The 26,740-nt window shown below is 68.8% G+C and carries 22 protein-coding genes; 6 read left to right on the plus strand and 16 right to left on the minus strand.

What is annotated here, in order from left to right; genetic code table 11:
* Positions 1–7: 7 nt before the first annotated feature.
* Together groL and groES are read right to left on the minus strand one after the other, a co-directional pair.
* Positions 8–1,648 (minus strand): chaperonin GroEL, encoded by a 1,641-nt coding sequence (gene groL / locus E2493_RS07970; RefSeq protein ID WP_135085500.1) that lies wholly within the window; start codon positions 1,646–1,648, stop codon positions 8–10.
* Between the two features lie 47 nt (positions 1,649–1,695).
* A complete protein-coding gene (gene groES, locus E2493_RS07975; RefSeq protein WP_135085502.1) occupies positions 1,696–1,983 on the minus strand; it encodes a co-chaperone GroES in 288 nt (95 codons plus the stop codon).
* Positions 1,984–2,235: 252 nt separating this feature from the next.
* Between groES and sppA the strand changes: the two genes are divergently transcribed.
* Together sppA and E2493_RS07985 are read left to right on the plus strand one after the other, a co-directional pair.
* Positions 2,236–4,104: a signal peptide peptidase SppA gene (gene sppA / locus E2493_RS07980; RefSeq protein ID WP_135085504.1), complete on the plus strand. Its 1,869-nt coding sequence runs from the start codon at positions 2,236–2,238 to the stop codon at positions 4,102–4,104.
* Positions 4,101–4,652 carry a GNAT family N-acetyltransferase gene (locus tag E2493_RS07985; RefSeq protein WP_191992979.1) on the plus strand — a complete coding sequence of 184 codons (552 nt, stop codon included), beginning with the start codon at positions 4,101–4,103 and terminating at the stop codon, positions 4,650–4,652. Before sppA ends, E2493_RS07985 begins: the two co-directional genes overlap by 4 nt.
* On the opposite strand, the gene E2493_RS07990 is transcribed toward E2493_RS07985, so the two are convergent.
* The 12 genes from E2493_RS07990 to E2493_RS08045 form a co-directional block, all read right to left on the minus strand.
* Complete coding sequence (locus E2493_RS07990) at positions 4,621–5,250, minus strand: trimeric intracellular cation channel family protein (protein WP_135085506.1); 630 nt, start codon at positions 5,248–5,250, stop codon at positions 4,621–4,623. The genes E2493_RS07985 and E2493_RS07990 overlap by 32 nt on opposite strands.
* A 28-nt stretch (positions 5,251–5,278) precedes the next feature.
* Positions 5,279–5,980 carry a PepSY domain-containing protein gene (locus E2493_RS07995; RefSeq protein WP_135085508.1) on the minus strand — a complete coding sequence of 234 codons (702 nt, stop codon included), beginning with the start codon at positions 5,978–5,980 and terminating at the stop codon, positions 5,279–5,281.
* 97 nt (positions 5,981–6,077) lie between these two features.
* Positions 6,078–7,475: a dihydrolipoyl dehydrogenase gene (gene lpdA / locus E2493_RS08000; protein WP_135085509.1), complete on the minus strand. Its 1,398-nt coding sequence runs from the start codon at positions 7,473–7,475 to the stop codon at positions 6,078–6,080.
* An 86-nt stretch (positions 7,476–7,561) separates the two neighbouring features.
* The gene (odhB, locus tag E2493_RS08005) at positions 7,562–8,860 is read right to left on the minus strand and encodes a 2-oxoglutarate dehydrogenase complex dihydrolipoyllysine-residue succinyltransferase (RefSeq protein ID WP_135085511.1); all 1,299 of its coding nucleotides are present in this window, start codon (positions 8,858–8,860) and stop codon (positions 7,562–7,564) included.
* Positions 8,861–8,872: 12 nt separating this feature from the next.
* A complete protein-coding gene (locus E2493_RS08010) occupies positions 8,873–11,674 on the minus strand; it encodes a 2-oxoglutarate dehydrogenase E1 component (protein ID WP_225421224.1) in 2,802 nt (933 codons plus the stop codon).
* 60 nt (positions 11,675–11,734) lie between these two features.
* A complete protein-coding gene (gene sucD / locus E2493_RS08015; RefSeq protein ID WP_135085513.1) occupies positions 11,735–12,619 on the minus strand; it encodes a succinate--CoA ligase subunit alpha in 885 nt (294 codons plus the stop codon).
* A gap of 66 nt (positions 12,620–12,685) precedes the next feature.
* Positions 12,686–13,651, minus strand: coding sequence for a malate dehydrogenase (gene mdh, locus E2493_RS08020; protein WP_135085515.1), 966 nt, complete (start codon positions 13,649–13,651; stop codon positions 12,686–12,688).
* 230 nt (positions 13,652–13,881) lie between these two features.
* On the minus strand, positions 13,882–15,288 hold the full coding sequence (locus E2493_RS08025; RefSeq protein ID WP_135085517.1) for a M20/M25/M40 family metallo-hydrolase: 1,407 nt from the start codon (positions 15,286–15,288) through the stop codon (positions 13,882–13,884).
* A 53-nt stretch (positions 15,289–15,341) separates the two neighbouring features.
* Positions 15,342–16,454, minus strand: coding sequence for a cell division protein ZapE (zapE, locus tag E2493_RS08030; protein ID WP_135085519.1), 1,113 nt, complete (start codon positions 16,452–16,454; stop codon positions 15,342–15,344).
* Entirely contained in the window at positions 16,451–16,897 is a 447-nt protein-coding gene (locus E2493_RS08035; protein WP_135085520.1) for a PaaI family thioesterase, read from the minus strand. Before E2493_RS08035 ends, zapE begins: the two co-directional genes overlap by 4 nt.
* Positions 16,898–16,997: 100 nt before the next feature.
* Positions 16,998–17,780: a succinate dehydrogenase iron-sulfur subunit gene (locus E2493_RS08040; protein ID WP_135085522.1), complete on the minus strand. Its 783-nt coding sequence runs from the start codon at positions 17,778–17,780 to the stop codon at positions 16,998–17,000.
* 51 nt (positions 17,781–17,831) lie between these two features.
* A complete protein-coding gene (locus E2493_RS08045) occupies positions 17,832–18,782 on the minus strand; it encodes a D-alanine--D-alanine ligase family protein (RefSeq protein WP_225421225.1) in 951 nt (316 codons plus the stop codon).
* A gap of 175 nt (positions 18,783–18,957) precedes the next feature.
* Here E2493_RS08045 and E2493_RS08050 point away from each other — a divergent pair, with 175 nt between their 5' ends.
* Both E2493_RS08050 and E2493_RS08055 read left to right on the plus strand, forming a co-directional pair.
* Positions 18,958–20,103 carry a PLP-dependent aminotransferase family protein gene (locus E2493_RS08050; protein ID WP_135085526.1) on the plus strand — a complete coding sequence of 382 codons (1,146 nt, stop codon included), beginning with the start codon at positions 18,958–18,960 and terminating at the stop codon, positions 20,101–20,103.
* Positions 20,100–21,878: a protein-disulfide reductase DsbD family protein gene (locus E2493_RS08055; RefSeq protein WP_263854062.1), complete on the plus strand. Its 1,779-nt coding sequence runs from the start codon at positions 20,100–20,102 to the stop codon at positions 21,876–21,878. Before E2493_RS08050 ends, E2493_RS08055 begins: the two co-directional genes overlap by 4 nt.
* 40 nt (positions 21,879–21,918) lie before the next feature.
* Here the strand turns inward: E2493_RS08055 and E2493_RS08060 are convergent, their stop codons facing one another.
* Positions 21,919–23,568 carry an amidohydrolase gene (locus E2493_RS08060; protein ID WP_135085528.1) on the minus strand — a complete coding sequence of 550 codons (1,650 nt, stop codon included), beginning with the start codon at positions 23,566–23,568 and terminating at the stop codon, positions 21,919–21,921.
* A 112-nt stretch (positions 23,569–23,680) separates the two neighbouring features.
* On the opposite strand from E2493_RS08060, the gene E2493_RS08065 reads away from it, so the two are divergent.
* Positions 23,681–24,937, plus strand: coding sequence for a threonine ammonia-lyase (locus E2493_RS08065; protein WP_225421226.1), 1,257 nt, complete (start codon positions 23,681–23,683; stop codon positions 24,935–24,937).
* A 123-nt stretch (positions 24,938–25,060) separates the two neighbouring features.
* Entirely contained in the window at positions 25,061–25,834 is a 774-nt protein-coding gene (locus E2493_RS08070; protein WP_135085530.1) for an arginyltransferase, read from the plus strand.
* A 23-nt stretch (positions 25,835–25,857) separates the two neighbouring features.
* Here the strand turns inward: E2493_RS08070 and E2493_RS08075 are convergent, their stop codons facing one another.
* The gene (locus E2493_RS08075) at positions 25,858–26,532 is read right to left on the minus strand and encodes a hypothetical protein (protein ID WP_135085532.1); all 675 of its coding nucleotides are present in this window, start codon (positions 26,530–26,532) and stop codon (positions 25,858–25,860) included.
* Between the last annotated feature and the right edge of the window lie 208 nt (positions 26,533–26,740).

Raw genomic sequence — 26,740 nt, forward strand, 5'->3', positions numbered from 1 at the left:
TTGCGCCTTAGAAGTCCATGCCGCCCATGCCGCCCATGCCGCCGCCCATCGGGGCCGCCGGCTTGTCTTCCGGAAGCTCCGACACCGCCGCTTCGGTGGTGATCAGGAGACCGGCGACCGAGGCCGCATCCTGGAGGGCAGTGCGGACGACCTTGGTCGGGTCGATCACGCCGGCCTGGACCAGGTTCTCGTAGGTCTCGGTCTGGGCATTGAAGCCGAGCGTCTCGTCGTTGCCGTCGAGAAGCTTGCCGGCGACGACGGCGCCGTCATTGCCCGCGTTCTCGGCGATCTGACGGACCGGCGCGGTGATCGCCTTGCGGACGATGTCGATGCCGCGGGTCTGGTCGTCATTCTGACCCTTCATGCCCTCGAGCGCCTTGGTGGCGTAGAGCAATGCGGTGCCGCCGCCGGGAACGATGCCCTCTTCGACGGCCGCGCGGGTCGCGTGCAGCGCGTCGTCGACGCGATCCTTGCGCTCCTTGACCTCGACCTCGGACGAGCCGCCGACCTTGATCACGGCAACGCCGCCGGCGAGCTTGGCGAGGCGCTCCTGGAGCTTCTCGCGATCATAGTCGCTGGTGGTGTTCTCGATCTGCTGGCGGATCGCACCGACGCGTGCCTCGATACGGTCGCGCGAACCGGCGCCGTCGACGATCGTGGTGTTGTCCTTGTCGATGGTGACGCGCTTGGCCTGGCCGAGCATGTTCACCGTGACGCTCTCGAGCTTGATGCCGAGATCCTCGCTGATCATCTCGCCGTTGGTCAGGATCGCGATGTCCTCGAGCATCGCCTTGCGGCGATCACCGAAGCCCGGCGCCTTGACGGCCGCGACCTTGAGGCCGCCGCGCAGCTTGTTGACGACGAGGGTGGCGAGCGCCTCGCCCTCGATGTCCTCGGCGATGATCAGGAGCGGACGGCCCGACTGCACCACCGCCTCGAGGATCGGAAGCATCGCCTGCAGGTTGGAGAGCTTCTTCTCGTGGATCAGGATGTACGGGTCGTTGAGCTCGACCTGCATCTTCTCCGGGTTGGTGATGAAATAGGGGCTGAGGTAGCCGCGGTCGAACTGCATGCCCTCGACCACATCGAGCTCGAACTCGAGGCCCTTGGCTTCCTCGACCGTGATCACGCCTTCCTTGCCGACGCGCTCCATCGCCTCGGCGATCTTCTCGCCGACGACGGTGTCGCCATTGGCGGAGATGATGCCGACCTGGGCGATCTCGTTCGAGCCGGCGACGGCCTTCGAGCGGCCCTTGATGTCCTCGACGACCTTGGCGACGGCGAGATCGATGCCGCGCTTCAGGTCCATCGGGTTCATGCCGGCGGCGACCGACTTCATGCCCTCGCGAACGATCGCCTGGGCGAGAACGGTCGCGGTGGTGGTGCCGTCACCGGCCAGATCGTTGGTCTTCGAGGCGACCTCGCGCAGCATCTGCGCGCCCATGTTCTCGAACTTGTCCTTGAGCTCGATCTCCTTGGCGACGGTGACGCCGTCCTTGGTGATGCGCGGCGCGCCGAAGCTCTTGTCGATCACGACGTTGCGGCCCTTGGGGCCGAGGGTCACCTTCACCGCGTCGGCGAGGGTGTCGACGCCGCGGAGGATCCGCTCACGGGCGTCGCGCGAAAAGCGTACGTCTTTCGCTGCCATGTCTGTCTTCCTCTTTTTCTATGGTCTGATGTGCAGGGTCTTGAGGCTCAGCCGACGATCCCGAGGATGTCGGATTCCTTCATGATCAGCAGGTCCTCGCCGTTCAGACGGACCTCGGTGCCCGACCACTTGCCGAACAGGATGCGATCGCCGGCCTTGACGTCGAGCGGGGTCACGGTGCCGTCCTCGGCCTTGCTGCCGGAGCCGACGGAGATCACTTCGCCTTCCTGCGGCTTCTCCTTGGCGGTGTCCGGAATGATGATGCCGCCGGCCGTCTTCTCCTCGGCCTCGACGCGGCGCACGAGCACCCGATCATGGAGCGGACGAAAAGTCATGCACGTCACCTCTTCTTTGCTATGCGGCTGCTCTCCCCCCTGATGAGGTGCGGCAGTCGCCTGGTTGAACCTTGTTAGCACTCACCCCCGGTGAGTGCCAGCGGCGCCGATGTAGTCGCTGTTCATCCGCCGTCAAGCGGCTGTGCGGCGGAAAATCGGCAGCTTCGCAGACAGCGATCGGGCGGCGCGATTTACAGGGGAGGGCGGCTCGGCTAGCCGTTGGCCGAAACGCTCTCGCCTGGGAAACGCCCAATGAAGTTCGCCGGAAAAGTGTGGAGACTGCTCGTCGGGATCAAGGACGGGCTCGTCCTGCTGCTCATGATCCTGTTCTTTGCCATGCTGTTCGCGGCGATGTCGGCGCGTCCGACCATCGGCTCGGGAGAGAAGGGGGCGCTGGTGCTCGACCTCTCGGGGCCGATCGTCGAGCAGCCCGCGCAGGCGAGTGCGACCGACGTGCTGAGCGGCGGGGTGGCCAAGGAATACCGGCTTCGCGACATCGTTCACGGCCTCGAGAAAGCGGCCGGGGACGCCCGCATCCAGGCCGTGGTCCTCGATCTCGACATCTTCTCGGGCGGCGGCCAGGCGACGCTCGCCCAGGTCGCCGAGGCGCTGGACGCGGTAAAACGCACCGGAAAGCCGGTGCTCGCCTACGCGACGGCCTATGACGACGACAGCTACATGCTGGCCGCCCACGCGAGCGAGGTGTGGCTGAACCCGATGGGTGGCGTCCTCGTCACCGGGCCGGGTGGCAGCAATCTTTATTACAAGGGTCTGCTCGACCGCCTCGGCGTCACCGCCAACGTCTATCGGGTCGGGACCTACAAGGCGGCGGTCGAGCCGTTCACGCGCACCGAGATGTCTCCGGAATCGCGCGAGAACATGCAGGCGCTCTACGGCGCGATGTGGGAGAGCTGGCAGCAGAACGTGCGTCAGGCCCGGCCCAAGGCGCAGATCGCCGCTTACGCCGGCCAGGCCGCGGCCCAGATCCAGGCGGCGGGCGGCGACATGGCCAAGGCGGCGCTCGCCGCCGGCCTGGTCGACAAGGTCGGCGACCGCGAGGCGTTCGACCGACGCGTGGCGGAGATCACCGGCACCGAATATGCGGACGTCCCCGGCAGCTTCCGCGACATCGCCTTCGATGCCTGGACGTCCAGCTACCCGGTGAGCGACGAGGCGGGGTCGATCGGGATCGTCACCGTCGCCGGAGAGATCGTCGACGGCGATGCGCAGCTCGGCACCGCCGGCGCCGAGACGATCGTCCGCGCGATCGAGCGCGGCCTGCGCGACAACGATCTGAAGGCGCTCGTGCTCAGGGTCGATTCCCCGGGCGGCTCGGCCCTCGCTTCGGAGCGGATCCGCCAGGCGGTGCTCGCCGCCAAGGCGAAGGGCCTGCCGGTGGTGGTGTCGATGGGCAGCCTCGCCGCCTCGGGCGGCTATTGGGTCTCGATGGCCGGCGACAAGATCTATGCGGAGCCTTCGACGATCACCGGCTCGATCGGGGTGTTCGGCATCCTGCCCAGCTTCGAGGGTGCGCTGACCAAGCTCGGCGTCGGCGCCGACGGGGTGAAGACGACGCCGCTGTCGGGCGAGCCCGACCTGCTGCGCGGCCCCTCGCCCGAGGCCGACCAGCTGCTCCAGATGGGCGTCGAGAGCACCTACCGGCGCTTCCTGACGCTCGTCTCCGAGAAGAGGAAAATGCCGGTCGCGCGCGTCGACCAGATCGCCCAGGGCCGCGTCTGGGACGGCGGCACCGCGCGTCAGCTCGGCCTCGTCGACGCCTTTGGGGGGCTCGACGACGCGATCGCCGAGGCGGCGCGGCTCGCCAAGGTGGACGGCGACGATGCGCGGCCCGTCTGGCTCGAGCCGGGTCCCAGCTTCGCCGATACCCTGCTGATGGCGCTCGCCAGCGGCGAGGAGGAGGAGCAGGCCTCGCCCGACGCGTTCGGCAGGATGGGGCTGATCCAGCGGCAGATGATGGCGCGTGCCGCCGCGGACGCCGAGCTTCTGGTCACCGGCGCCTCGGTCCAGGCGCGCTGCCTCGCCTGCCCGGGATCGGAAGCGATCGCCCGGCCGCGCAAGGACGGCCTCGCCGCGATGCTGCTGCGGATGATCGGCGTGTGAGGATCCGGGCGGCGACCGCCAGGGACGCCGCCGCGATCGCGCGCATCTATGCGCCTTATGTCGATGGCTCGATCGTGACGTTCGAGGAGGTCGCGCCGAACGCGGCCGAGATGGCCCCGCGGATCGAGAGCGGCGGGGACCTCTATCCCTGGCTGGTCGCGGAGGAGGCGGGAGAGATTGCCGGCTACGCCTCCGCCGCAGCGTTCCGGACGCGCACCGCCTACCGCTTCGCGGTCGAGACCAGCGTCTACGTGCGCCAGGGCGTGGAACGGCGCGGGATCGGCAGCGCGCTCTACCGACCGCTGATCGGGACGCTCGAGGCGCAGGGCTTCACCCAGGCGATCGCCGCGATCAGCCTTCCCAATCCGTCCAGCGTGAAGCTGCACGAGCGCTTCGGCTTCGCGCCGGCCGGCGTCTACCGCCAGGTGGGGTGGAAGCTCGGCCGGTGGATCGACGTCGGCCTGTGGCAGAGGATGCTGGCGGCGCCGACCGATCCCCCGCGCGAGCCGCGCCCGGTCAGCGGCGATAGGCCGGCAGCGACAGGCTGAACGCGATCGCCGCGCCGCGCAATGCGAAGCCGGCCGCGGTCGCGAGCAGAGCGGCGATCATCGCATTGACGCCGAGCTGGACGAGAAGAACCGAGAGAGCTGCGGAGAGCGCCGCCGCCGTGACGTAGAGCTCGGGGCGCATCAGGATCGAGGGCTGCCCCGCGAGGACGTCCCGCAATATGCCGCCGACGCAGCCGGTGAGCACGCCCATGCCTATCGCGGGGATCGGCGCGACGCCGTAGGCAAGGCCCTTGGCGGCCCCGTAGGTGGCATAGGCGGCAAGTCCCGCGGCATCGAGCCAGAGCAGGGCCCGGCCGTGCCAGACCCGTGCGGGGAGGAACCAGACGAGCAGGGCGGCGGCGAGGCAGATCAGCATCACGGCATTCTGATGAACCCAGAAGACCGGCGCGCCGATCAGCAGATCACGCACCGTGCCGCCGCCGACGCCGGTGGAAACGGCGAAGAAGAAGAAGGTCACCAGGGTCTGGCGGTGCGCCGCGGCGACCAGCGCCCCGGACAAAGCGAAGACGGCGAGGCCCGCCCAGTCGAGATAGACGAGCAAAGGATCGAGATCGACGCGAATGGGGAGCGGCGGCATTCCGGCCGCTTAGCATGTCCACCGCCGCTTAGACACGCTCGCTCGGCCCTTCCGCGCCGCGGCGGCGGCGGATGGTCAGCGGCAACATCACCAGCGCCATGAGCGTGGTCGCGAGGCCGAGGATGCCGAAGCCGATGACGAGCGGATTGTGGGTGTCTTCGCGAGTCTCGAGATCCATGATGTGGAGGCCCCACATCCAATCGTAGACGCGCCACCAGCGCGTCCGGCGCGCGACGATCTCGCCGGTCGCCGCGTCGAGGTAGAAGCGGGTACCGTCGGTCATCGTCACCCGCCAGGCGTCGATCGGCCGGCGCAGGTCGATCGGCGGTGCATCGCGCGAGATGCGGTCGATCGCGCGGATCGAGCCCTTGCCGGCATAGCGAGCGGCGAGCTCGCGCGCCGCCTCGGCGGCACCGAGCGGCGGCAGCAGCCGGCCGTCGCGGGGATCGGCGCGGCGGCTTTCCCCGTCCTGGTAGCGGACGATCCAGCGCGGGCCGTCGGCGCGGGCCTCCAGCTTCAGCGAGGCGACCGGCCGCGGGCCGATCGCCGGTGGCACCGGAACGAGTCCAAGCGGCAAAGGCGGCGCCTCGGCGATCAGATCCTCGCCGCGCACCTCCTCGATCGGCTTCGCGACCATGACCAGGCCGCTCACCGTCCAGGCAAGAAAGGGCAGGGCCACGATCCAGCCGAGCCAGATGTGCCAGCGGCGAAGTTGCTGACGAAGCTTCATGCGGCGCCCCCCAATTCGCGCCGTTTCTAGGGCGTGGGGCGGGGCAGGGGAAGCGTGAGAGATCCTCCCCGCAAGCGGGGAGGATTGGAAGGCTGGCTCAGATGTGGATCGGCAGGCCCTGGACCGCCATCGCCGCTTCCTTGACCGCCTCGGAATGGGTCGGGTGGGCGTGGCAGGTGTAGGCGATGTCCTCGGACGTGGCGCCGAACTCCATCGCCTGGGCGGCCTGGGCGATCATCGTGCCGGCGACCGAGGCGATGATGTGGACGCCGAGCACGCGGTCGGTGCGGGCGTCGGCGATCACCTTGACGAAGCCGTCCATGTCGCGGTTGGTCTTGGCGCGGCTGTTCGCCATCATCGGGAACTTGCCGACCTTGTAGTCGATGCCGGCGTCCTTCAGCTCGTCCTCGGTCTTGCCGACCGAGGCGATCTCCGGATGGGTGTAGACCACCGCGGGGATCACCTCGTGGTTCACGATCCCGGTCTGGCCGGCGATGTTCTCCGCGACGGCGACGCCCTCGTCCTCGGCCTTGTGGGCGAGCATCGGGCCCGGCGTCACGTCGCCGATCGCCCAGATGCCCGGCACATTGGTGGCGAAATCATGATCGACCTCGATCTGGCCGCGCTTGTTGACCGCAAGCCCGGCCTTCTCGAGCGCCAGCCCGTCGGTGTTCGGCCGGCGGCCGATCGAGACGAGGACGGCGTCCGCCTCGATCGTCTCGGCAGCGCCGCCGGCGGCGGGCTCCACCGTCACGACGGCGCCGGCGCCGCGGCGCTCGACGCCGCTGACCTTGGTCGAGGTGCGGATCTCGAAGCCCTGCTTCTTGAAGATCTTGCGCGCTTCCTTGCGGACCTCGCCGTCCATGCCGGGCAGGATCTCGTCGAGATATTCGACGACGGTGACCTTGGCGCCGAGGCGCCGCCAGACCGAGCCGAGCTCGAGGCCGATCACGCCGCCGCCGATCACGACGAGGTGGTTCGGCACCTTCGGCAGCGCGAGCGCGCCGGTCGAATCGATCACGACCTCATTGTCGATCGTCACGCCGGGCAGCGGCGTCACCGAAGAGCCGGTGGCGATGACGATGTTCTTCGCCGTGTAAGCAGTGCCGGCGACTTGGATGCTGTTGGCGCCGGTGAAGGACGCCTGCCCCTTCAGCCACTCGATCTTGTTCTTCTTGAACAGGAAGGCAATGCCTCCGGTCAGCTCCTTCACCGCCTTCGCCTTCTCGGCGTGCATGGCGTCGAGATCGATCTCCACGCCGCTGGTCTTCACGCCCCATTTGGCGAGCGTGCCGTGGCTCGCTTCCTCGAACAGTTCGGAGGCGTGGAGAAGCGCCTTGGAGGGAATGCAGCCGACGTTGAGGCAGGTACCGCCGAGCGTCTCGCGGCTTTCGACGCAGGCGGTCTTCAGCCCGAGCTGGGCCGCGCGGATCGCCGCGACATAGCCGCCCGGTCCCGCCCCGATCACGATCACGTCGAAATTGGTCTCTGCCATGTCTCGCTTCCTTCTGTCGCGATGCGAGGCCGGCACTCCGTCCGACCTCGCCGCGTCCGGTTACCCGGATATATGGTGTGTGTTGCTCAGAGGTCGATGAGGAGGCGCGTCGGATCCTCAAGCGCTTCCTTCATGCGGACGAGGAAGGTGACCGCCTCGCGGCCGTCGATCAGGCGGTGGTCGTAGCTCAGCGCCAGGTACATCATCGGCCGGGCGACGATCTGGCCGTTGCGCACCACCGGCCGCTCCTCGATCCGGTGCATGCCGAGCACCGCCGACTGCGGCGGGTTGATGATCGGGGTCGAGAGCAACGAGCCGAACACGCCGCCGTTGGAGATGGTGAAGGTGCCGCCGGTCATGTCCGCCATGGTCAGCGTGCCTTCCTTGGCGCGCTTGCCGAAATCGGCGATCGTCTTCTCGATCTCGGCAAAGCCCATGGCATGAGCGTTGCGGATCACCGGCACGACCAGGCCGTTCGGCGCGGACACGGCCACCGAGACGTCGAGATAGTCGCGGTAGACGATCTCGTCGCCCTCGATCGAGGCATTGACCGCCGGCACGTCGCGGGCGGCGAGCGCCGCCGCCTTCACGAAGAAGCCCATGAAGCCCAAGCGGATCGAATGCTTCTTCTCGAACAGGTCCTTGTAGCGCGAGCGCGCCTCCATCACCGCCGTCATGTCGACGTCGTTGAAGGTGGTCAGCATCGCGGCCGTGTTCTGCGCTTCCTTGAGACGGCGCGCGACCGTCTGGCGCAGGCGGGTCATCCGCACCCGCTCCTCGCGCCGCTCGACGCCGCCGCCCGCGCTCGCTGCCGGCGCGGCGGACTGCGAGGAGGGAGCGGGCGCGGCCGACTGGGCGGCCGGCGCCGAAGCCGCCGGCGCGTTCTTGGCCGCGGCCAGCACGTCGTCCTTGGTCAGCCGGCCGTCCTTGCCGCTGCCCTTGATCTTCGACGGATCGAGGCCGAACTCGAGCACCAGGCGGCGCACCGAGGGAGACAGGGTGAGCGGGCCGGCGGCCGCATCCTCGTCGCGAAGCTCGATATTCTCGCCCGCGCCGGCGGGGTTCACCGGGGTGGACGCGGGCGGCTCGGACACGCTCGGAGCGGCAGGCGCGGCAGCGGCAGCGGCGGGCGCCGCCGCGGCGCCGGAGCCGCTCTCGACGCGGGCGATGACCGCGCCGACGGCAACGGTGTCGCCCTCGGCGACGAGCTGCTCGCCCATCACGCCGGCGACCGGGGAGGGGACCTCGACCGCGACCTTGTCGGTCTCCAGACTGGCGATCGGCTCGTCGGCCTTCACCGCCTCGCCCGGCTTCTTGAGCCACTGGCCAAGGGTCGCCTCGGTGATCGATTCGCCGAGCGTCGGAACGGTAACTTCGGTGGCCATTCTACTCCCTTTTTATCCGGCTTTGCGCTGCGACACGGGGTCGCTGGAATGACCCAGCGCATCGGCGATCAGCGCCGCCTGCTCGGCGGCATGGCGCTTGGCGAGGCCCGTGGCCGGCGAGGCGGAGGCGGCGCGGCCGGCATAGGCGGGGCGCTGCGGCCTGACGCCGGCATCGACGAGGCATTGCTCGAGATAGGGCTCGACGAAGGTCCAATAGCCGTTGTTCTTCGGCTCTTCCTGGGCCCAGACCACGTCCTCGAGACTGGTCATCCGCTTCAGGCGCTTGACCAGAGGCTCCGACGGAAACGGATAGAGCTGCTCGATGCGCACGATCGACGTGTTGCGATCGCCCGCATTGTCGCGCGCCTCCATCAGCTCGTAGGCGACCTTGCCGGTGCACAGGACGAGACGCTTCACGTCCTCGTCGCGCGGCGCGTTGAGATCCGAGAGGATCCGCCGGAAGTGGCTGTCGCCGGTGAAATCGGCGAGCGTCGAGACCGCCAGCTTGTGGCGGAGCAGCGACTTCGGAGTCATCACGATCAGCGGCTTGCGGAAGTCGCGGTGCATCTGCCGGCGCAGCATGTGGAAGTAATTGGCCGGCGTGGTGACGTTCGCCACCTGCATATTGTCCTCGGCGCAGAGCTGCAGATAGCGCTCGGGACGCGCGGAGCTGTGCTCCGGTCCCTGGCCCTCGTAGCCGTGCGGCAGCAGCATGACGAGGCCGTTGGCGCGCAGCCACTTCGCCTCGCCGCTGGCGATGAACTGATCGATGATCACCTGCGCGCCGTTGGCGAAATCGCCGAACTGGCCTTCCCACAGCACCAAGGTCTGCGGATCGGACAGAGCATAGCCATATTCGAAGCCGAGCACGCCGAATTCGGACAGCGGGCTGTCGCGCACCTCGAAGCGGCCGCTGCCGACCCTGGTCAGCGGAATGTATTTGTGGCCGTCGTTCTGATCGACCCAGACCGAGTGGCGGTGGCTGAAGGTGCCGCGACCACTGTCCTGGCCGGAGAGGCGGACCTGATAGCCTTCGTGGACCAGCGCACCGAAGGCGAGCGCCTCGCCGGTTGCCCAGTCGAACCCTTCGCCGGTCTCGAACATCTGGCGGCGGGCGTCGATCACCCGCTGCAGCGTCTTGTGGACGATGAGTCCCTCCGGGACGGTGGTGAGGATCTTGCCGACCTCGCGGGCGACGTCCGCGTCGATCGCCGTCTCGGCATTGCGCCGCGCGGTGACCGGACCTTCCGGACGGCCGAGGCCGGTCCAGCGGCCCTCGAACCAGTCCGCCTTGTTCGGGAGATAGGTCTTGGCGGCCTCGAACTCGTTCTCCAGCACCGCGGTGAATTCCGCGACCCGGCCGTCGACCCAGCCGGCGTCGATCACGCCTTCGGAGACGAGGCGCGCGCCGTACAGCTCCGAGACCGGCGGATGGCTGCGGATCTTCGCGTACATCTGCGGCTGGGTGAAGCTCGGCTCGTCGCCCTCGTTGTGGCCGAAGCGGCGGTAGCACCACATGTCGATGACGATGTCGCGCTTGAACGTCTGGCGGAACTCGATGGCCAGCTTGCAGGCGAAGGTCACCGCCTCCGGATCGTCGCCGTTGACGTGAAGGATCGGCGCCTGGACCATCTTGGCGACGTCGGACGGGTAAGGCGACGAGCGCGCGAATTGCGGCGAGGTCGTGAAGCCGACCTGGTTGTTGATGATGAAGTGGACGGTGCCGCCGGTGCCGTAGCCCGGCAGGCCGGAGAAGCCGAGGATCTCGGCGACGATGCCCTGGCCGGCGAAGGCGGCGTCGCCGTGGAGCAGGACCGGGAGCACCTGGCTGCCCTCGTCATCGCCGCGCGCGACCTGGCTGGCGCGGGCCTTGCCGAGCACGACCGGATTGACCGCCTCGAGATGGCTCGGATTGGGCAGCAGCGAGAGGTGGACCTTGACGTCGTCGAACTCGCGGTCCGACGAGGTGCCGAGATGGTATTTGACGTCGCCCGAGCCGCCGACGTCGGCCGGGTTCGAGGCGCCGCCGGCGAACTCGCTGAAGATCGCGCGATAGGGCTTGCCCATCACGTTGGAGAGCACGTTGAGGCGGCCGCGATGGGCCATGCCGATCACGATCTCCTGGACGCCGAGCACGCCGCCGTACTTGATCACCGCCTCGAGCGCGGGGATCATCGATTCGCCGCCGTCGAGGCCGAAGCGCTTGGTGCCGACATATTTGCGGGCGAGGAAGCGCTCCCACTGCTCGCCCTCGATCACCTTGGCGAGGATCGCCTGCTTGCCCTCGGTGGTGAAGCGAATCTCGGCGTCGCGGCCTTCCATCCGATCCTGGAGGAATTTGCGCTCCTCCACATCGTTGATGTGCATGTACTCGAGGCCGACCTTGCCGCAATAATTGGCCTTCAGCACCTCGACGAGCTCGCGGACGCTCGCCCATTCGAGGCCGAGCACGCCGCCGAGATAGACCTTGCGATCGAGTGCGGCGCCGGTGAAGCCGTGATATTCGGGGGTGAGCTCCGGGGTCAGCTCGCGTTGGGCGAGACCGAGCGGATCGAGATCGGCGGCGAGGTGCCCGCGCACCCGATAGGTGCGGATCAGCGTCATCGCCTGGATCGAATCGCGGGCCGCCTGCTCGACCTCGGCATCGGATTTTCCGGAGGCGGCCGCGGCCGTCTTCGCCTTGGCCGCGACCTTCTCGATCGCCATCAAGGTGGGATCGAGCCCGGCGTTGACCGGATCGAGATCGGTCACGGGCCAGTTGTCGCGCGCCCAGCTGGGGCCTTGTTCCCGTTCGCCGCCGCCGAAAATATCCACGATTACCGCCTTCTCAGATGTGTCCCGGGGAAACGTCCGGTTTCCCCGCTCTTTCCCTCTTTAGACGCCAAGAAGCTGGACGAGGGTCTTTCCGAGCTCAGATGGGCTCGGCGAGACGCGAATTCCAGCCTCCTCCATGGCCGCGATCTTGTCCTCGGCGCCGCCCTTGCCGCCCGAAACGATCGCGCCGGCATGGCCCATGCGGCGGCCCGGAGGCGCGGTGCGGCCGGCGATGAAGCCGACGGTGGGCTTGGAGCGGCCGCGCTTCGCCTCGTCCTTGAGGAACTGGGCGGCTTCCTCCTCGGCCGAGCCGCCGATCTCGCCGATCATGATGATCGACTGGGTCGCCTCGTCGGCGAGGAACAGCTCGAGCACGTCGATGAAGTTGGTGCCGTTCACCGGATCGCCGCCGATGCCGACGGCCGTGGTCTGGCCGAGGCCTTCGTTCGAGGTCTGGAACACCGCCTCGTAGGTGAGGGTGCCGGAGCGGCTGACCACGCCGACCGAGCCCTTCTTGAAGATGTTGCCCGGCATGATGCCGATCTTGCACTCGCCCGGGGTGAGGACGCCGGGGCAGTTCGGGCCGATCAGCCGCGAGCTGGAGCCGGCGAGGGCGCGCTTGACCCGGACCATGTCGAGCACCGGAATGCCCTCGGTAATCGCGACGATCAGAGACACCTCGGCGTCGATCGCCTCGAGGATGGCATCGGCCGCGCCGGCCGGCGGCACGTAGATCACCGAAGCGTCGGCGCCGGTCGCCTCGCGCGCCTCGAGCACCGTGTCGAACACGGGAAGGCCGAGATGGGTCGAGCCGCCCTTGCCGGGCGAGGTGCCGCCGACGACCTTGGTGCCGTAGGCGATCGCCTGCTCGGTGTGGAAGGTCCCCTGCTTGCCGGTGAAGCCCTGGGTGATGACCTTGGTGTTCGAATTGACGAGAATGGACATTCAGATTTCTCCGGCGCTCAGGGAGCGGGATCTTGGAAGATGGCGGCGAAGGCGCGCACGTGCGCCTCAGCCCTCCAGCGAGGGATCGATGCCCTTGCAGGCGACCAGCAGCTCCTTCACGGCGTCGACCGAGACCTGGAAGTTCTGCTTCGCCTGGTCGTCCAGCCCGATCTCGACGATCCGTTCGACGCCGCCGGCGCCGATCACCACCGGCACGCCGACATAAAGGCCGTCGACGCCGTACTGGCCGGTCAGATAGGCGGCGGACGGAAGCACGCGCTTCTTGTCCTTGAGATAGCTCTCCGCCATCTCGAGCGCGCTGGTCGCCGGGGCGTAATAAGCCGAGCCGGTCTTCAGCAGGGCGACGATCTCGCCGCCGCCCGAGCGGGTGCGCTGGACGATCGCGTCGATCTTCTCCTGGGTCGACCAGCCCATCTTGATGAGGTCCGGGATCGGGATGCCGGCCACCGTCGAATATTCGACGATCGGCACCATCGTATCGCCATGGCCGCCGAGCACGAAGGCGGTGACGTCCTCGACCGAGACGTTGAACTCCTCGGCGAGGAAGTGGCGGAAGCGGGCGGAATCGAGCACGCCGGCCATGCCGACGACCCGGTTGTGCGGGAGGCCGGAGAATTCGCGCAGCGCCCAGACCATCGCGTCGAGCGGATTGGTGACGCAGATCACGAAGGCGTCGGGCGCGTGGGTCTTGATGCCCTCGCCGACCGCCTTCATCACCTTGAGGTTGATGCCGAGCAGGTCGTCGCGGCTCATGCCGGGCTTGCGGGCGACGCCGGCGGTGACGATGCAGACGTCGGCGCCGGCGATGTCGGCATAATCGTTGGTGCCGGTGAGGCGCGCGTCGAAGCCCTCGACCGGGCCGGCCTGGGCGAGATCGAGCGCCTTGCCCTGCGGAATGCCTTCGGCGACGTCGACGAGGATGATGTCCCCCATCTCGCGGATCGCGGCGAGGTGGGCGAGGGTTCCACCGATCATGCCGGAACCGATCAGGGCGATTTTCTTACGAGCCATGCGACTCCCAGTCCTTTCATCTCAAAAGTCGGGGTCCGGCTGCAGGAGGCAGCCGCAGATGTGGCGCCCGCTTAAACCCGTGCGGCGCGAGGGGCAACCGGTGCGAACGCGATTTTTCAAGCAGGTCCGCGCCTTGGACGGAATCCCGTGCGATCGGCGGACGGCGCCGTGCTGAAGCGGCTTCCCGCCGACAGCGCGCCGCCGCGGGCGCAGGCGGGATCCCGACTCCGCTATTTGCCCGCGAGTGCCTTCAGCATGTCGACCCAATGGTCGACGTCGTCGTACAAGGCCTTGACCGGCAGCCGCTCGTCCCGGCCGTGGGCGCGAAGGTCGTCCGGCACCACGCCCCAGGCGCCGTCGACGCCGTAGACAGGAATGCCGCTGACCCGGAACGGGCGTGCGTCGGTCGCCCCGGTGCTCATCTCCGGCATGATCGGGGCGGTCGGGTGCCGGCGGTGGACGGCGGCCGTATAAGCGGCGACCACGTCGGGGCGGAGCGGCGAGGCGAGCGACATCTTCTGATCGTCGGTGCGCTCGACCGTGACCTCGGGATCGTTCACCACCCGCTCGAGCTCGTCGCGGACGGCAGCGGGCTCGACGCCCGGCATGATCCGGCAATTGACGGTGGCGCGGGCGAGCTGGGGCAGGGCATTGTCCGCATGGCCACCCTCGAGCCGGGTCGCGACGCAGCGCGTCCGGGTGATGCCGACCTCGCCCTCGTCGGCCTCGATTGCGTCGGCGGCGGCGCCGTCCGCCGGATCCTTGAGCCAGGCGCGCATCGCGTCGCCGAGCGGCCCCGTCTCGCTCTTTTCGCGCACCGAGAAATAGGCGCGGGTCGTCTCGTTCAGCATCGGCGCGAAGCGATGCGCCTCGAGCCGCTTCAGCGCCTCGGCGAGCGTGTAGATCGCATTGTCCTTGCGCGGCTTCGAGCTGTGGCCGCCGCGGTTGCGGACGGTGAAGCTGTACATCGAATAGGTCTTCTCCGCGGCCTGGAGCGAGAAGCCGAGCGGCCGCCCCTGCTTGTCGAAGCCGCCGCCGCCGGCGTCCGAGTTCAAGGCGAATTCGGCATCGGTCCACTTGCGCCACTCGGCCGCGCCGAGCCGCGCGCCCTCGCCGGTCGTCTCCTCGTCGCCGGTGAAGAACAGGACGAGGTCGCGTTTCGGCCTGAATCCTTCGGCGCGCAGGCGCAGCAGGGCGGTGACCAGGGCCACCGCGCCGCCCTTGTTGTCGCTGGTGCCGCGGCCGTAGAAATAGCCGTCCTGCTCGACCAGCCGGAAAGGGTCCATCGACCAGTCTTCCCGCTTCGCGTCGACGACGTCGAGATGGGCCATCAGCAGGATCGGCTTCCCGCCCGGTTTACCCGTCGCCGGCCAGCGGGCGATCAGCGCCGCCGTCTGGTTGTCCGGCGCCGCCTGATAGGGAAGGATGTGGAGGTCGCCCTCCGCCCAGCCAGCGGCCTTCAGCTGATCGGCGAAATAGGCCGCCTGCGCCGGCACCTGGCCGCGCCCGGCCACGGTCGGGAAGGCCACCGAGCGCTCGAGCAGCTCGCGCGCCTTCGCGTCCCAGCGGTCCGCATTGGGCTCGGCGGCAAAGGCGACGGAGGGAAGCAGCAGGGGGAGGGGGGCGAGAAGGCGCATCGGCAGAGCTCCCGTGGAGGATCGGGGAAGGCTGCAGCGGCCCCGCCTGCCGGTCAACCGTCCTCGCCGTGCCCCGCGGCGAGATAGTCCTCGCTCTGCATCTCGATCAGACGGGAGACGGTGCGCTCGAACTCGAAGGCGCCGTCGCCCGCCTGGTAGAGGCCGGCGGGATCGGCGTCGGCGGCGGCGAGCAGCTTGACCTTATGCTCGTAGAGGGCGTCGATCAGCGTGACGAACCGCGCCGCCTCGTTGCGGTTCTCCGGCCCCATCCTCGGAATGCCGACGATGATGACGCTGTGATAGCGCCGGGCGATCGCCAGATAGTCGGCCGCGCCGCGCGGCTCGCCGCAGAGCCGCCTGAACGAGAAGACGGCGACACCCTTCAGGCTCTTCGGCACGTGCAGCGTCCGGCCGCCCTGGAGCGGAATGTCCTCCGAGGGGACGTGCTCCCGGTCCTCGGGCGGATAATCGGTGAGGCGGAAGAAGGCGGCGCTGAGCGCCTCGGTCGCCTCGGGGCCGTTCGGCACGTACCAGGTGGGGAAGCCTCCGAGCCGGGCGCGCCGATAGTCGGTCGGGCCGTTCAGCGATACGACGTCGAGCTCGCGCTCGATCAGGTCGATGAACGGCAGGAAGAGCTCGCGGTTGAGTCCGCCGAGATAGAGGTCGCGCGGCGGCCGGTTCGAGGTGGTGATCACCGTCACCCCCTCGTCCAGCAGGTGCGAGAAGAGGCGGGAGAGGATCATCGCGTCGGCGCTGTTGTTGATCACCATCTCGTCGAAGGCGAGCAGACGCGCCTCGGCGGCGATGGCGCGGGCGACCGGCGGAATCGGATCGCCTTCCTCCTTGCGGCGCTCCTCGCGCAGCCGCTCGTGCACCTCGAGCATGAATTCGTGGAAGTGGACGCGGCGCTTCCGTTCGATCGGGATGGCGCGATAGGCCAGCTCCATCAGCATCGATTTGCCGCGACCGACGCCGCCCCACAGATAGACTCCGCGCGGCGCCGGCGGTCCCTTGCCGGCGATGCGGGCGAAAATGCCGCGCTTCCGGGTCCGCGCGAGCTCGGCGGCGACCCGGTCGAGAACGGCCGCGGCGGCGCATTGGTCCTGATCGGCGCGCAGCTCGCCCGCCGCGATCAGCGCCTCGTAGCTGGCGACGACGCCGCTCATCCCTTCGCCTTGCGAAGCGTTCCGGAGAAGGATGCGATCGCCGCGCCGTCCTGGACGAGGAGGCCGCGCAGGAAGACGAGGCGGCCGGTCTCGCGCAGGATCTCGACCTCGGCGTCGAGCGGGGTCCCGGGCTTGCCCGGTGCGAGGAAGCGGGTCTCGCAATCGAGCGTCACCGCGAAGGCGACGTCGGCGCCGGCCAGCGCTCCGCCGGCGAAGAAGGCCATGTCGATGAAGGTCATCACCGCGCCGCCGTGCATCGCTCCGGAGAGGTTGGTGTGCGCCTCGCCCGGGAACATGCGGACCCGGGCGCGCGCCGGCGCTTCGGCCCGGACGAGAAGCTTGCCGACCGTCGACGCGAAGCGGCCGTCGCCCGGCAGGTCCCAGGTAGACCAGCCGGGATGATCGGGATCGGGCGCGTGGCGGATCTGCGGGTGGATGCGCATGTTCGTCAATCCGTCATTCCGGCGGAGACCGGAACCCCCGGTCGGAAGGGCCCGGACCGCCGCCACGAGGTCCCGGCCCGCGCCGGGATGACGCGGCGCGTCAGACCGCGCGCTCGACCAGCATCTTCTTGGTCTCGGCGATCGCCTTGGCGGGGTTGAGGCCCTTGGGGCAGACGTTCGCGCAGTTCATGATCGTGTGGCAGCGATAGAGGCGGAACGGATCCTCGAGCTCGTCGAGCCGCTCTCCCGTCATCTCGTCGCGGCTGTCGGCCAGCCAGCGATAGGCCTGGAGCAGGATCGCCGGGCCGAGGAAGCGGTCCGAATTCCACCAATAGCTCGGGCAGGAGGACGAGCAGCAGGCGCAGAGGATGCACTCGTAAAGACCGTCGAGCTTGGCCCGGTCCTCCGGCGACTGCAGCCGCTCCTTGCCGGAAGGATCGGGCGTCTTGGTCTTCAGCCACGGCTCGATCGAGGCGTATTGGGCAAAGAAATGGGTGAAGTCCGGCACCAGGTCCTTCACCACGTCCATGTGCGGCAGCGGAGTGATGCGGACGTCGCCCTTGTAATCCTCGATCGCGGTCGTGCAGGCGAGGCCGTTGCGGCCGTTGATGTTCATCGAGCACGAGCCGCAGATGCCCTCGCGGCACGAGCGGCGGAAGGTGAGGGTCGGATCGACCTCGCTCTTGATCTTGAGCAGGGCGTCGAGGACCATCGGCCCGGTCTCGTCGAGATCGAGCTCGAACGTGTCGTAGCGCGGGTTCTCCCCGGTCTCGGGATCGTAGCGGTAGATCTTGAACTTCTTCACCCGTCCGCCGGCCGGAGCCTTGTGGTTCTTGCCCCGGGAGGAAATCCTGCTGTTCTTGGGAAGGGCGAATTCGGCCATGTGTTCAGATCCTTGATGCTGCCGGGGCGATAGCCAATCAGGGGCGCGGGCTCAATGTTCGAGAAGACCGTGACGGCGCAGGCTCTCGCAGAGGATCGTCTCGATCAGCTGCGACTGGCTCAGGCCCGCGAGGTTGGCGGAGCGGCCATAGACCTTCTGCGACCACAGATTCGCCTGCAGGTTCACCTCGAGGAACTGGACCTTGCCGCCTTCGCGGTCGAGCCGGAACTCGAAGCGGCCGTAATCGAACGGGCGGAATTCTTCGGCCATCCTGCGGGTGTGCTCGGCGATGATCGGCATCCACTCCGCATCCTCGAACGGCACCAGCTGGTACTTCTGGGCACGGTCGACGAGGTCGCGCTTCTCGTAATAGGTGCGCAGGTGGGTCGGATCGGCCTGCTCGAACAGCATCATCGGCATCACCACCGGTTTGCCGTCGATGGTGATCACCGGAACCTCGACGTCGCTGCCGTTGAGGAACGGCTCGACGATCGCGTCGTGATTCTGGCTGTGGATGTTCGCGACCGCCGCTTCGACGCCGGCCCAGTCGTGCGCGTCCTGAACGCCCCAGCTCGCCGAGGAGGCGTTGGGCTTGATCACCAGCCGCTCGCCGGCCGGGCAGCGCGCCGGATCGACCGGCGCGCCGCGGCGGTAGACCGTCCACGGCGCCGTCGGAATGCCGCGGGCGTGCGCCGCCATCTTGGTGAGGTGCTTGTCGTCCGCGAGGCCGCGCAGGATCGGCGAGGCGCCGAGGAACGGCAGGCCGGCGCGCGTGCAGAGCAGGGGCAGCATCATCTCGCTGTTGAGGAAGCCGCCGCGGTTGAGGAGCGGGAAGACGAAATCGACGTCCGGCTTCTCGAACAGGGTGTCGTAACGGTTGGCGAGCGTCAGGTTGAGGCCGAGCTCCCTGAGGATCTCGCGGACCTCGACGTGATAGAGCGCGTGATTGCCGTCCTCTGGGTGCAGCCCACCATCCCAAAGAGCATGTTTGGCGATGAACATGATCCGAAGCCGGTCCTTGGCTTCCTGGGGGATCGTGAGAGGACGGATTTGCTCGGGCACGAGGATGAGAGCCTTTCGAAGGAGGCCGCCGGGTGGCGGTGGGCGCGACATAATGCGGCCATGGTCGCAGGCCAAGAGCGCCGTTACAGGGGCCGTCCGAGGAGGAGAAGAGTTGATGCACGAGGACAGCGCGGCGACCGTGGCGATGACGAAGGGCGGAGACGCGCGCATCCTGCTGGACCCGGCGACCGGGCTGAACCGCTATTATTCGGCGCCGAGGCCGAGCAGCGTCCTTGCTTATGCATCGTCGACCGCGAACGACATCTCCCCGGCTGCCCATGAAGTCGCCGAAAGGCTGATCGAGGCGATCGGCGCGACGCCGTCCGCCGTGGCCTATGGAGAGCATTTGAGCCGGCTTCGGAAACGGATCCGTGCCGCTTATGCGATCCCGGGCGACGCCGACATCGTCTTCGCGCCCTCCGGCACCGACCTCGAATATGTCGCGCTGGCCTCGGTCGCCGGCCGCGGCCGCGGCACCCACAACATCCTGCTCGGCGCGGACGAAGTCGGCAGCGGCTGCATCCATTCCGCCTTCGGCCGCTATTTCGCCGAGAGCACCGCGCTGGGCATCGCCACGGTCGCGGGCACGCCGGTGCCTGGCATCGGCGAGACTCACGTCGAGATGATCGACATCCCGGTCCGCGACGATCACGGCCGCGCCCGTCCCTCCTCGGTGATCGCCGACAAGATGGGAGCGGCGATCGCCGGCGTCCGCGACGAGGGGCGCCACGTCCTCATCCACGTCGTCCACGGATCGAAGACGGGGCTTATCCTGCCCTCGCTGGACGACATCGACCGGCTGCGCGCCGCGCACGGCGACCGGGTGAGCTTCGTCGTCGACGCCTGCCAGGCGCGGATCACCTCCCCGGCGATCGCCGATTATCTCGCCCGCGATGCGATCGTCTTCATCACCGGCTCCAAGTTCATGGGCGGCCCGCCGTTCAGCGGCTTCGCCATCGTGCCCGCCTCGTTCCGCGCAGCGGCCCGGCCGCTGCCCGAGGGGCTCGCCACCGTCTTCCGCCGCGCCGAATGGCCGGAGGGCTGGCCCGGCCGCGAGATGCTGGAGGACAGCGCCAATCCCGGCCTGCTGCTGCGTCTCGAAGCCTCGATCTTCGAGCTCGAGCGCTTCCAGGCCTTCAGCCTCGAGGCCGTCACCCGCGTGATCCTGAGCTTCCACCAGGCGGTGCGAACCGAGATCATCGAGAAGACGCCGGCGACGCCGCGTCGCGCCCCATCGCCTGGCAGCTGCCGGCCGGGGTGACGGCTGGAGACCCTGATTATCCGGTCCCTCAGCGGCTCACCGTCGCCGGGCTGATGAACTATGTCTACGAAGGCGAATATGCGCTGCTGATCGATCTCGCCGTGCCGCGCGGCCTCGCTCCGGGGACGATGCTGCCGATCCGCGGCAAGGCCGATTATCTGGTCTGCACCGACCAGATCTGCGTCCCCGAAAGCGCCGAGCTGGCGCTGGACCTGAAGGTCGGCAGCGGTCGCGGAGAGCCGCGCTTCGACCGCTGGCGCGAAGCCATGCCGAGGCCGCTCGGCAGCCCGGCGCGTTTCGATCGCGCGGGCAAGATGCTGCGCATCGCCATTCCGCTCCCGGCGGCGGTGGCGCTCGACGATCCCTATTTCTTCCCCGAGACGGAAGGGGCGATCGACCATTCCGCCGTGCAGACCGTCTCCCGCACCGGCGACGTGGTGGTGATCGAGACGCCGGCGGGGCCGCTCGCACCGCAAGCGGTGGACGGCGTCCTGGGCCTCGGCAACGGGCAGGGGCTGACGCTGCGCGCGACGCCCGGCCCCGTGCCCGATGCGGGCAAGCCGGTGCACGTCGCCGAACGATCGGACGAAAGTGTCGCCGCCGCGATCCTGCTGGCGCTTGGCGGCGCGCTGCTCGGCGGCCTGTTGCTGAACGTCATGCCCTGCGTCTTCCCGATCCTCAGCCTGAAGGCGCTGAGCCTCGCCAAAGCGGGCGGCGAGGAGAAGAACGTGCGGCGGGAAGCCATGGCCTACACGCTCGGCGTGGTCGGCACCTGCCTCGCGCTCGGCGCCGCCCTGCTCGCGCTGCGGGCGGGGGGCGCCGCGGCCGGCTGGGCCTTCCAGCTGCAGGACCCGCGGGTAATCCTGTTCCTGCTGCTGCTGGTGACGGCGATCGCGCTCAACCTGGCCGGGCTGTTCGAGCTGCCGTCGCTCGGCGGCGGCGGGCGGCTGGCGGAGAGCGGCGGCACGGCCGGCGCTTTCTGGACCGGCGCGCTGGCGGCGTTCGTCGCGACCCCGTGCACCGGTCCGTTCATGGGCGCCGCGCTCGGCGCCGCGCTCGTTCTGCCGGAAGCGGCGGCGCTCGCCATCTTCGCCGGCCTCGGCCTCGGCCTCGCGCTGCCCTTCCTGCTGCTCGGCTTCGTCCCCGCCTTGCGGCGGCGGCTGCCCAGGCCGGGGCCGTGGATGGTCCGCTTCCGGCGCGTCCTTTCCATCCCGATGTTCCTGACCGCGCTCGGCCTGGCCTGGATCCTGGAGCGGCAGGCCGGCACGAGCGGTGTCGCGCTGGGGCTCGGCGCGACCGTGATCGTTGCGGCCGCCCTCTGGTGGGCCGGGAATCGCCATGGCTGGGCCGCCCTGGCGCCGGCGGTGCTGGCCGTGACGGCGGCGCTGTTCCTCGTTCCCATCGTCTCGTCGCCCGCCGCGGCGCGGGACGCCGGCGAGCTCGGCGCCGAGCCGTTCAGCGAGCAGCGCCTTGCCGCCCTGCGCGCCGAGGGGCGGCCGGTCTTCGTCTATTTCACCGCCGATTGGTGCGTCACCTGCAAGGTCAACGAGAAAGCGGTTCTCGCACGGGACGAGGTGGCCGAGGCGTTCGAGACCCGGGACGTGGCGGTACTGGTCGGCGACTGGACCCGCGGCGATGCCGAGATCGGCCGCTTCCTCGAGAAGCACGACCGCTCCGGCGTGCCGCTCTACCTCTGGTACGCGCCGCGCGCCGCCGCGCCCAAGGTGCTGCCGCAGATCCTCACCGTCGGTGCAGTGACGGGGCTGGTAGGATAACAGCCCTCCCCATCGCCTGCGGCGACAGGGAGGATTGTAGTCAGTTCGGCCAGGCGCGGGTGCCGGCGATCCAGGTCTGGAGGACCTTGGTCTCGCGGATCGCGGCGGGCGACAGATCGGCGAAGATGTCGCGGTCGATCAGCACGAAATCGGCATATTTGCCGCGCTCGAGCGTACCGATCCGATCCTCGGCGAATCCGGCGTAGGCGGCGCCGAGCGTGAAGGCGCGCAGCGCCTGCTCGAGATTGAGGCGCTGCTCGGGCATCCAGCCGCCCGGCGGCTGCCCCTGCGCATCCTCGCGGCTGATCGCGACCGCGAGCCCGTGGAACGGGTTCGGGCTCTCGACCGGGAAGTCGGAGCCGAAGGCGAGCGGGACCTTGTTGGCCAGCATCGTCTTCCAGGCATAAGCGCCGCCGAGCCGTTCCATGCCCATCCGCGCCTCGGCCATCCGCCAGTCCGACGCTTCATGGACAGGCTGCATCGACGCGATCGTGCCGAAGCGGGCGAAGCGGGGAAGATCGGCCGGATCGACGATCTGGGCGTGCTCGACGCGCCAGCGGCGATCGCCCTTGTAGGTATCGGCGAGCTCCTCGATCGCACCGAGCAGCTGGGCGTTGGCGGCATCGCCGATCGCATGCACGGCGACCTGGAAGCCGTCCATCGCCGCGCGGCTCATCAGGTTGCGGATCTCGTCGTCGCGCAGGAAGCCGAGCCCGCTCTCGCGCGGCGAATCCTTGTAGGGATGCTTGAGCCAGGCGCCGCGCGAGCCGAGCGCGCCGTCGCGGTAGAGCTTGACGCCGCCCATGCGCAGGCGGCCGTCGTAGAGCCAGGGCGTGGGGCCGGTGCCGGCGACGGCGAGGATCGACTCGATACCCGCGCCGTAGGACATGATCCGCACCTTCAGCCGGCCGGCGTCACCGGCGCGGCGGATGGTCAGCCAGTCCTCGGGGCTGGTCCCCATGTCGGCGGTGGCGGTGAGGCCGTTCGAGAGCATCAGCTCCTGCGCCTTGGCGAGAGCCTGGTCGCGGATCCTGGGGAGCGGGGCGGGGACGACCTTGGCGACCAGCTCACTCGCCGCATCGACGAAGATGCCGCTCGGCTGTCCGCCCGCACCCTTTTCGATCTTGCCGCCGCCAGGGGCCGCCGTTTTCGCGGTAATCCCGGCTTCCTTCATCGCCAGGCTGTTCGCCCAGCCGGCATGTCCGTCGATTCGTTCGAGCCACACCGGCCGATCCTTCACCACCGCGTCGATGTCGGCCGCGGTCGGGAAGCGGCCGAGGCCCCAGCGTTCCTGGTTCCAGCCGCGGCCGACGATCCAGCGCGGGCTCGGGTTCGCCGCGGCATAAGCGGCGATCTTCGCCTGCGCTTCCTGGAGCGAGCCGGTGTCGGAGAGGTCGAGCTGGAGGGCGGTGAAGCCGAGGCCCATGACATGGCCGTGGCCGTCGATCAGGCCCGGGATCAGCGTCTTGCCCTGGGCGTCATAGCGGTACCGGGTGCGCTCGGGCTTCTTGTCCCCGCGCTGGAAGAGCCGCTCGACCTTGCCGTCGTCCCCGACCAGCAAAGCGGCGAAGCGGACCAGCCGGCCTTCGCTGGTCAGCGTGTAGCCGTTGACGTTGTCCACCAGCACGTCGGCGGCGGCGGGGGAGACGCAGAACAGGGCGGCAGCGGCGGCCGCCAGGAGCTTCTTCATCGGACGGGCCTTCTCGGGCGGATGCGGAGAGGCCCGAATAAGGGGAGTTTCGGCGCGGCGCCAGATGGCACGCCGTGGGCCTGCCAAGTCCCCGAGACAGAAGGACCTTCGCATGTTAGAGGCCGCCGCGATGGCCAGTCCCGCTCCCCAGTCCGCCCCGATCGTCACTCTCGCCGAGGTGGAGGCGGCCGCCCGCCGGATCGAGGGCGCTGTGATGCACACGCCGACCCTGCTCAGCCGAACCCTCTCCGAGGTCACCGGCGCGACCGTCTACGTGAAGTTCGAGAACCTTCAGTTCACTGCCGCCTACAAGGAGCGCGGCGCGCTCAACAAGTTGCTGCTGATGGACGAGGCGACCCGCTCCCGCGGCGTGATCGCCGCCTCGGCGGGCAATCACGCCCAGGCAGTCGCCTATCACGGCCGTCGGCTCGGCGTTCCGGTGACGATCGTGATGCCGACCGCGACTCCCACCATCAAGGTGATGCAGACCGAGGGGCACGGCGCCCAGATCGTCCTCCACGGCGACAGCTTCGACGATGCCTATACCCACGCGCTGCGGCTCGAGCAGGAGCGCGGCCTCACCTTCGTTCATCCGTTCGACGATCCGCAGGTCATTGCCGGCCAGGGGACGGTCGCGCTCGAGATGCTGGCCGATGCGCCGGAGATCGACACCCTGATCGTTCCGATCGGCGGCGGCGGCCTCGTCTCCGGCGTCGGCATCGCCACCCGTGCGCTTCGCCCCGACATCGAGATCATCGGCGTCCAGACCGAATTCTATCCGTCGATGTATTGCCGGATCAGCGGCAAGGAGCTGCCGTCCGCGGGCGACACGATCGCCGAGGGCATCGCGGTGAAGAAGCCGGGCGCCACGACCGCCGAAATCATCCGCGGCGTCGTCGACGACATCCTTCTCGTCCCCGAGCGCGACATCGAGACCGCGGTCAGCCTCTACCTGCAGATCGAGAAGACGGTCGCGGAAGGCGCGGGCGCGAGCGGCCTCGCCGCCCTGCTCAGCCATCGCGAGCGTTTTGCCGGCAGGAACGTCGGCCTGATCCTCACCGGCGGCAACATCGACACGCGGCTGCTGGCCACGGTGCTGCTGCGCGATCTCGCCCGCTCGGGGCGGATGGCCCGGCTGCGCATCCAGCTGCAGGACGTGCCGGGTGCGCTGTTCCGGGTCGTGCGGCTGTTCGACGAGCATCGCGTCAACATCATCGAGGTCTATCACCAGCGCGTGTTCACCACGCTGCCGGCCAAGGACACGTCGATCGAGATCGAGTGCGAGGCGCGCGATGCCGATCAGTTGAAGGCGCTTGTCGACGGGCTCGGTCAGGCGGGGTTCAACGTCCAGCCGGTAGAGATTCACTAGGCGATCGTCCCACGCTGGAACGGCTTGGGGCCGTCTCCGTTTTTAGCGTAGCATGTTCTTTCCAACGGGCCTGGAAGCCGCATACAAGTCGCCGCAACCAGGCCTTGAACATCCGGAGCCACGTTGAGCGCACCTTTCCGCTTTCCCCGCTTCTTCGTGACGAGCCCTGCGCCGTGCCCCTATCTGCCGGGCAAGACGGAGCGGAAGGTGTTCACGGAGCTGACCGGACATCATGCGGCCGAGCTCAACGACGCGCTCGGCCGGATCGGCTTCCGGCGCAGCCAGGCCGTCGCCTATCGTCCGTCCTGCCTCGATTGCACCGCCTGCGTGTCGGTGCGGGTCGTCGCCAACGAGTTCCAGCCCAACGGCACCCAGCGGCGCATGCTGCGCCGGCATGCCGATCTTGAGGTCACCGCCTGCAAGCCCTGGGCAACCGAAGAGCAATATGAGCTGCTTCGCCGCTACCTGAAGAGCCGCCATCCGGACGGCGGCATGGTCGGCATGGACGAGAGCGACTTTGCCGACATGGTCGAGCAAAGCCCGGTCAAGACCTACGTCATCGAATATCGCGAGCCGGCCGTCGACGGAAAGCCGGGGCGGCTGGTCGGCGCCTGCCTGACCGATCAGCAGGGTGACGGCCTGTCGATGATCTACAGCTTCTTCGAGCCGGAGGACGAGACCCGGCCCGGCCTCGGCACCTACATCATCCTCGATCACATCGTGCGCGCCGGCCGCGCCGGCCTGCCCTACGTCTATCTCGGCTATTGGGTCGGCAGCTCGCGGCGCATGGCCTACAAGTCGCGCTTCCGGCCGCTCGAGAAGCTGGGCCCCAACGGCTGGCACCGCTTCGATCCGGACCAGGCCGAGCTGCCGCTGGTGTCGCCGAAGGCTTCGTAAGCGGACCGGCGCTGCGACGGTCGTCAGGGTCCGTCGGGGGCGACCGAGCTCTTCAGCAACATCCTTGCGACCCGCTCGGCCTGCGGCTGCGGCAGCTTCGCCACCGCCTCGTGCATCGCCGCGGCGCCGCGGCAAAGCTGGGCGGGCGTTGCGGCAGCCCGAAACTCCCGGTCCAGCAGCATCTTCTGCACCGGAACATCCGGCTGGATCTTCTCGATCGCCGCGATCCAGGCCGTGAGATCTTCAGCGTTCGGGTCGGGCGCCGCGGTTTTCCCCGCAGCCGGGCGGGCGGCCTCGATCAGGGCGGCGCCATATTCGTCGAGACCCGCGACGGGCAGCGCCGGCAGCATCTCCGTGCTGAACAGCCCGCGATCGCCGACCCTGGCGCAGACCTGCACGTCCTTGCGTTCCACCGCACGCAGAAGCGCGGCCTGGCGGGCCTCCAGCGCGAGGATCGTGGCCGGCGGCGCGGCGACGATGCTCTCGCGGTGCGACTGGAGGAAGCGCTGCATGCCGGCGTGAACCAGCGGCGCCGTCTCCCGAATGGACTTGCCGGCAAGGCTTGCTGCCAGCGTGCCGTGATCGGCGGGAAAGTTGCGTCGCAGCGCATCCATCGTCGCGGGCGCCGGAGAAGGCGCTTGGGCTTGCGCCGCCGCGATTGCGCCGCCCGCGAGCAGCATGGCGAGAAGACTCTTCATCGGGACCTCTTTCCCACTCTGTTTCCCGGAGCTTAGCGGCGCGCACGACGGCGACAAGGATGTTGAGCGGACGGCCAAGCAAACCACCTCCCGCGAAGGCCGTTTGACCGGCGCCGCTCCGGCGCTGGTGATGCTCTCAGCGGCACAGGCCTCGAATCAAGAAGGTCCAGCAAAGCGGCAATAGGCGCCGGTGCTTCGGCGGGCGGCG

The sequence above is a fragment of the Sphingomonas parva (ex Maeng et al. 2020) genome (genome assembly GCF_004564275.1).
In the GTDB taxonomy this organism is placed as follows: Bacteria; Pseudomonadota; Alphaproteobacteria; order Sphingomonadales; family Sphingomonadaceae; genus Allosphingosinicella; species Allosphingosinicella parva.

Excerpts from the sequence above, each read along its gene's own strand:
- lpdA (WP_135085509.1), bottom strand. The coding sequence starts at position 7,475 with ATGGCAGAGACCAATTTCGACGTGATCGTGATCGGGGCGGGACCGGGC.
- groES (WP_135085502.1), bottom strand. The coding sequence starts at position 1,983 with ATGACTTTTCGTCCGCTCCATGATCGGGTGCTCGTGCGCCGCGTCGAG.
- E2493_RS08075 (WP_135085532.1), bottom strand. The coding sequence starts at position 26,532 with ATGAAGAGTCTTCTCGCCATGCTGCTCGCGGGCGGCGCAATCGCGGCG.
- sppA (WP_135085504.1), top strand. The coding sequence starts at position 2,236 with ATGAAGTTCGCCGGAAAAGTGTGGAGACTGCTCGTCGGGATCAAGGAC.
- E2493_RS08050 (WP_135085526.1), top strand. The coding sequence starts at position 18,958 with ATGCACGAGGACAGCGCGGCGACCGTGGCGATGACGAAGGGCGGAGAC.
- E2493_RS08065 (WP_225421226.1), top strand. The coding sequence starts at position 23,681 with ATGTTAGAGGCCGCCGCGATGGCCAGTCCCGCTCCCCAGTCCGCCCCG.
- E2493_RS07995 (WP_135085508.1), bottom strand. The coding sequence starts at position 5,980 with ATGAAGCTTCGTCAGCAACTTCGCCGCTGGCACATCTGGCTCGGCTGG.
- E2493_RS08045 (WP_225421225.1), bottom strand. The coding sequence starts at position 18,782 with ATGTTCATCGCCAAACATGCTCTTTGGGATGGTGGGCTGCACCCAGAG.
- mdh (WP_135085515.1), bottom strand. The coding sequence starts at position 13,651 with ATGGCTCGTAAGAAAATCGCCCTGATCGGTTCCGGCATGATCGGTGGA.
- zapE (WP_135085519.1), bottom strand. The coding sequence starts at position 16,454 with ATGAGCGGCGTCGTCGCCAGCTACGAGGCGCTGATCGCGGCGGGCGAG.
- E2493_RS08025 (WP_135085517.1), bottom strand. The coding sequence starts at position 15,288 with ATGCGCCTTCTCGCCCCCCTCCCCCTGCTGCTTCCCTCCGTCGCCTTT.
- groL (WP_135085500.1), bottom strand. The coding sequence starts at position 1,648 with ATGGCAGCGAAAGACGTACGCTTTTCGCGCGACGCCCGTGAGCGGATC.
- E2493_RS08060 (WP_135085528.1), bottom strand. The coding sequence starts at position 23,568 with ATGAAGAAGCTCCTGGCGGCCGCCGCTGCCGCCCTGTTCTGCGTCTCC.
- E2493_RS08035 (WP_135085520.1), bottom strand. The coding sequence starts at position 16,897 with ATGCGCATCCACCCGCAGATCCGCCACGCGCCCGATCCCGATCATCCC.
- odhB (WP_135085511.1), bottom strand. The coding sequence starts at position 8,860 with ATGGCCACCGAAGTTACCGTTCCGACGCTCGGCGAATCGATCACCGAG.
- E2493_RS08040 (WP_135085522.1), bottom strand. The coding sequence starts at position 17,780 with ATGGCCGAATTCGCCCTTCCCAAGAACAGCAGGATTTCCTCCCGGGGC.
- E2493_RS07990 (WP_135085506.1), bottom strand. The coding sequence starts at position 5,250 with ATGCCGCCGCTCCCCATTCGCGTCGATCTCGATCCTTTGCTCGTCTAT.
- sucD (WP_135085513.1), bottom strand. The coding sequence starts at position 12,619 with ATGTCCATTCTCGTCAATTCGAACACCAAGGTCATCACCCAGGGCTTC.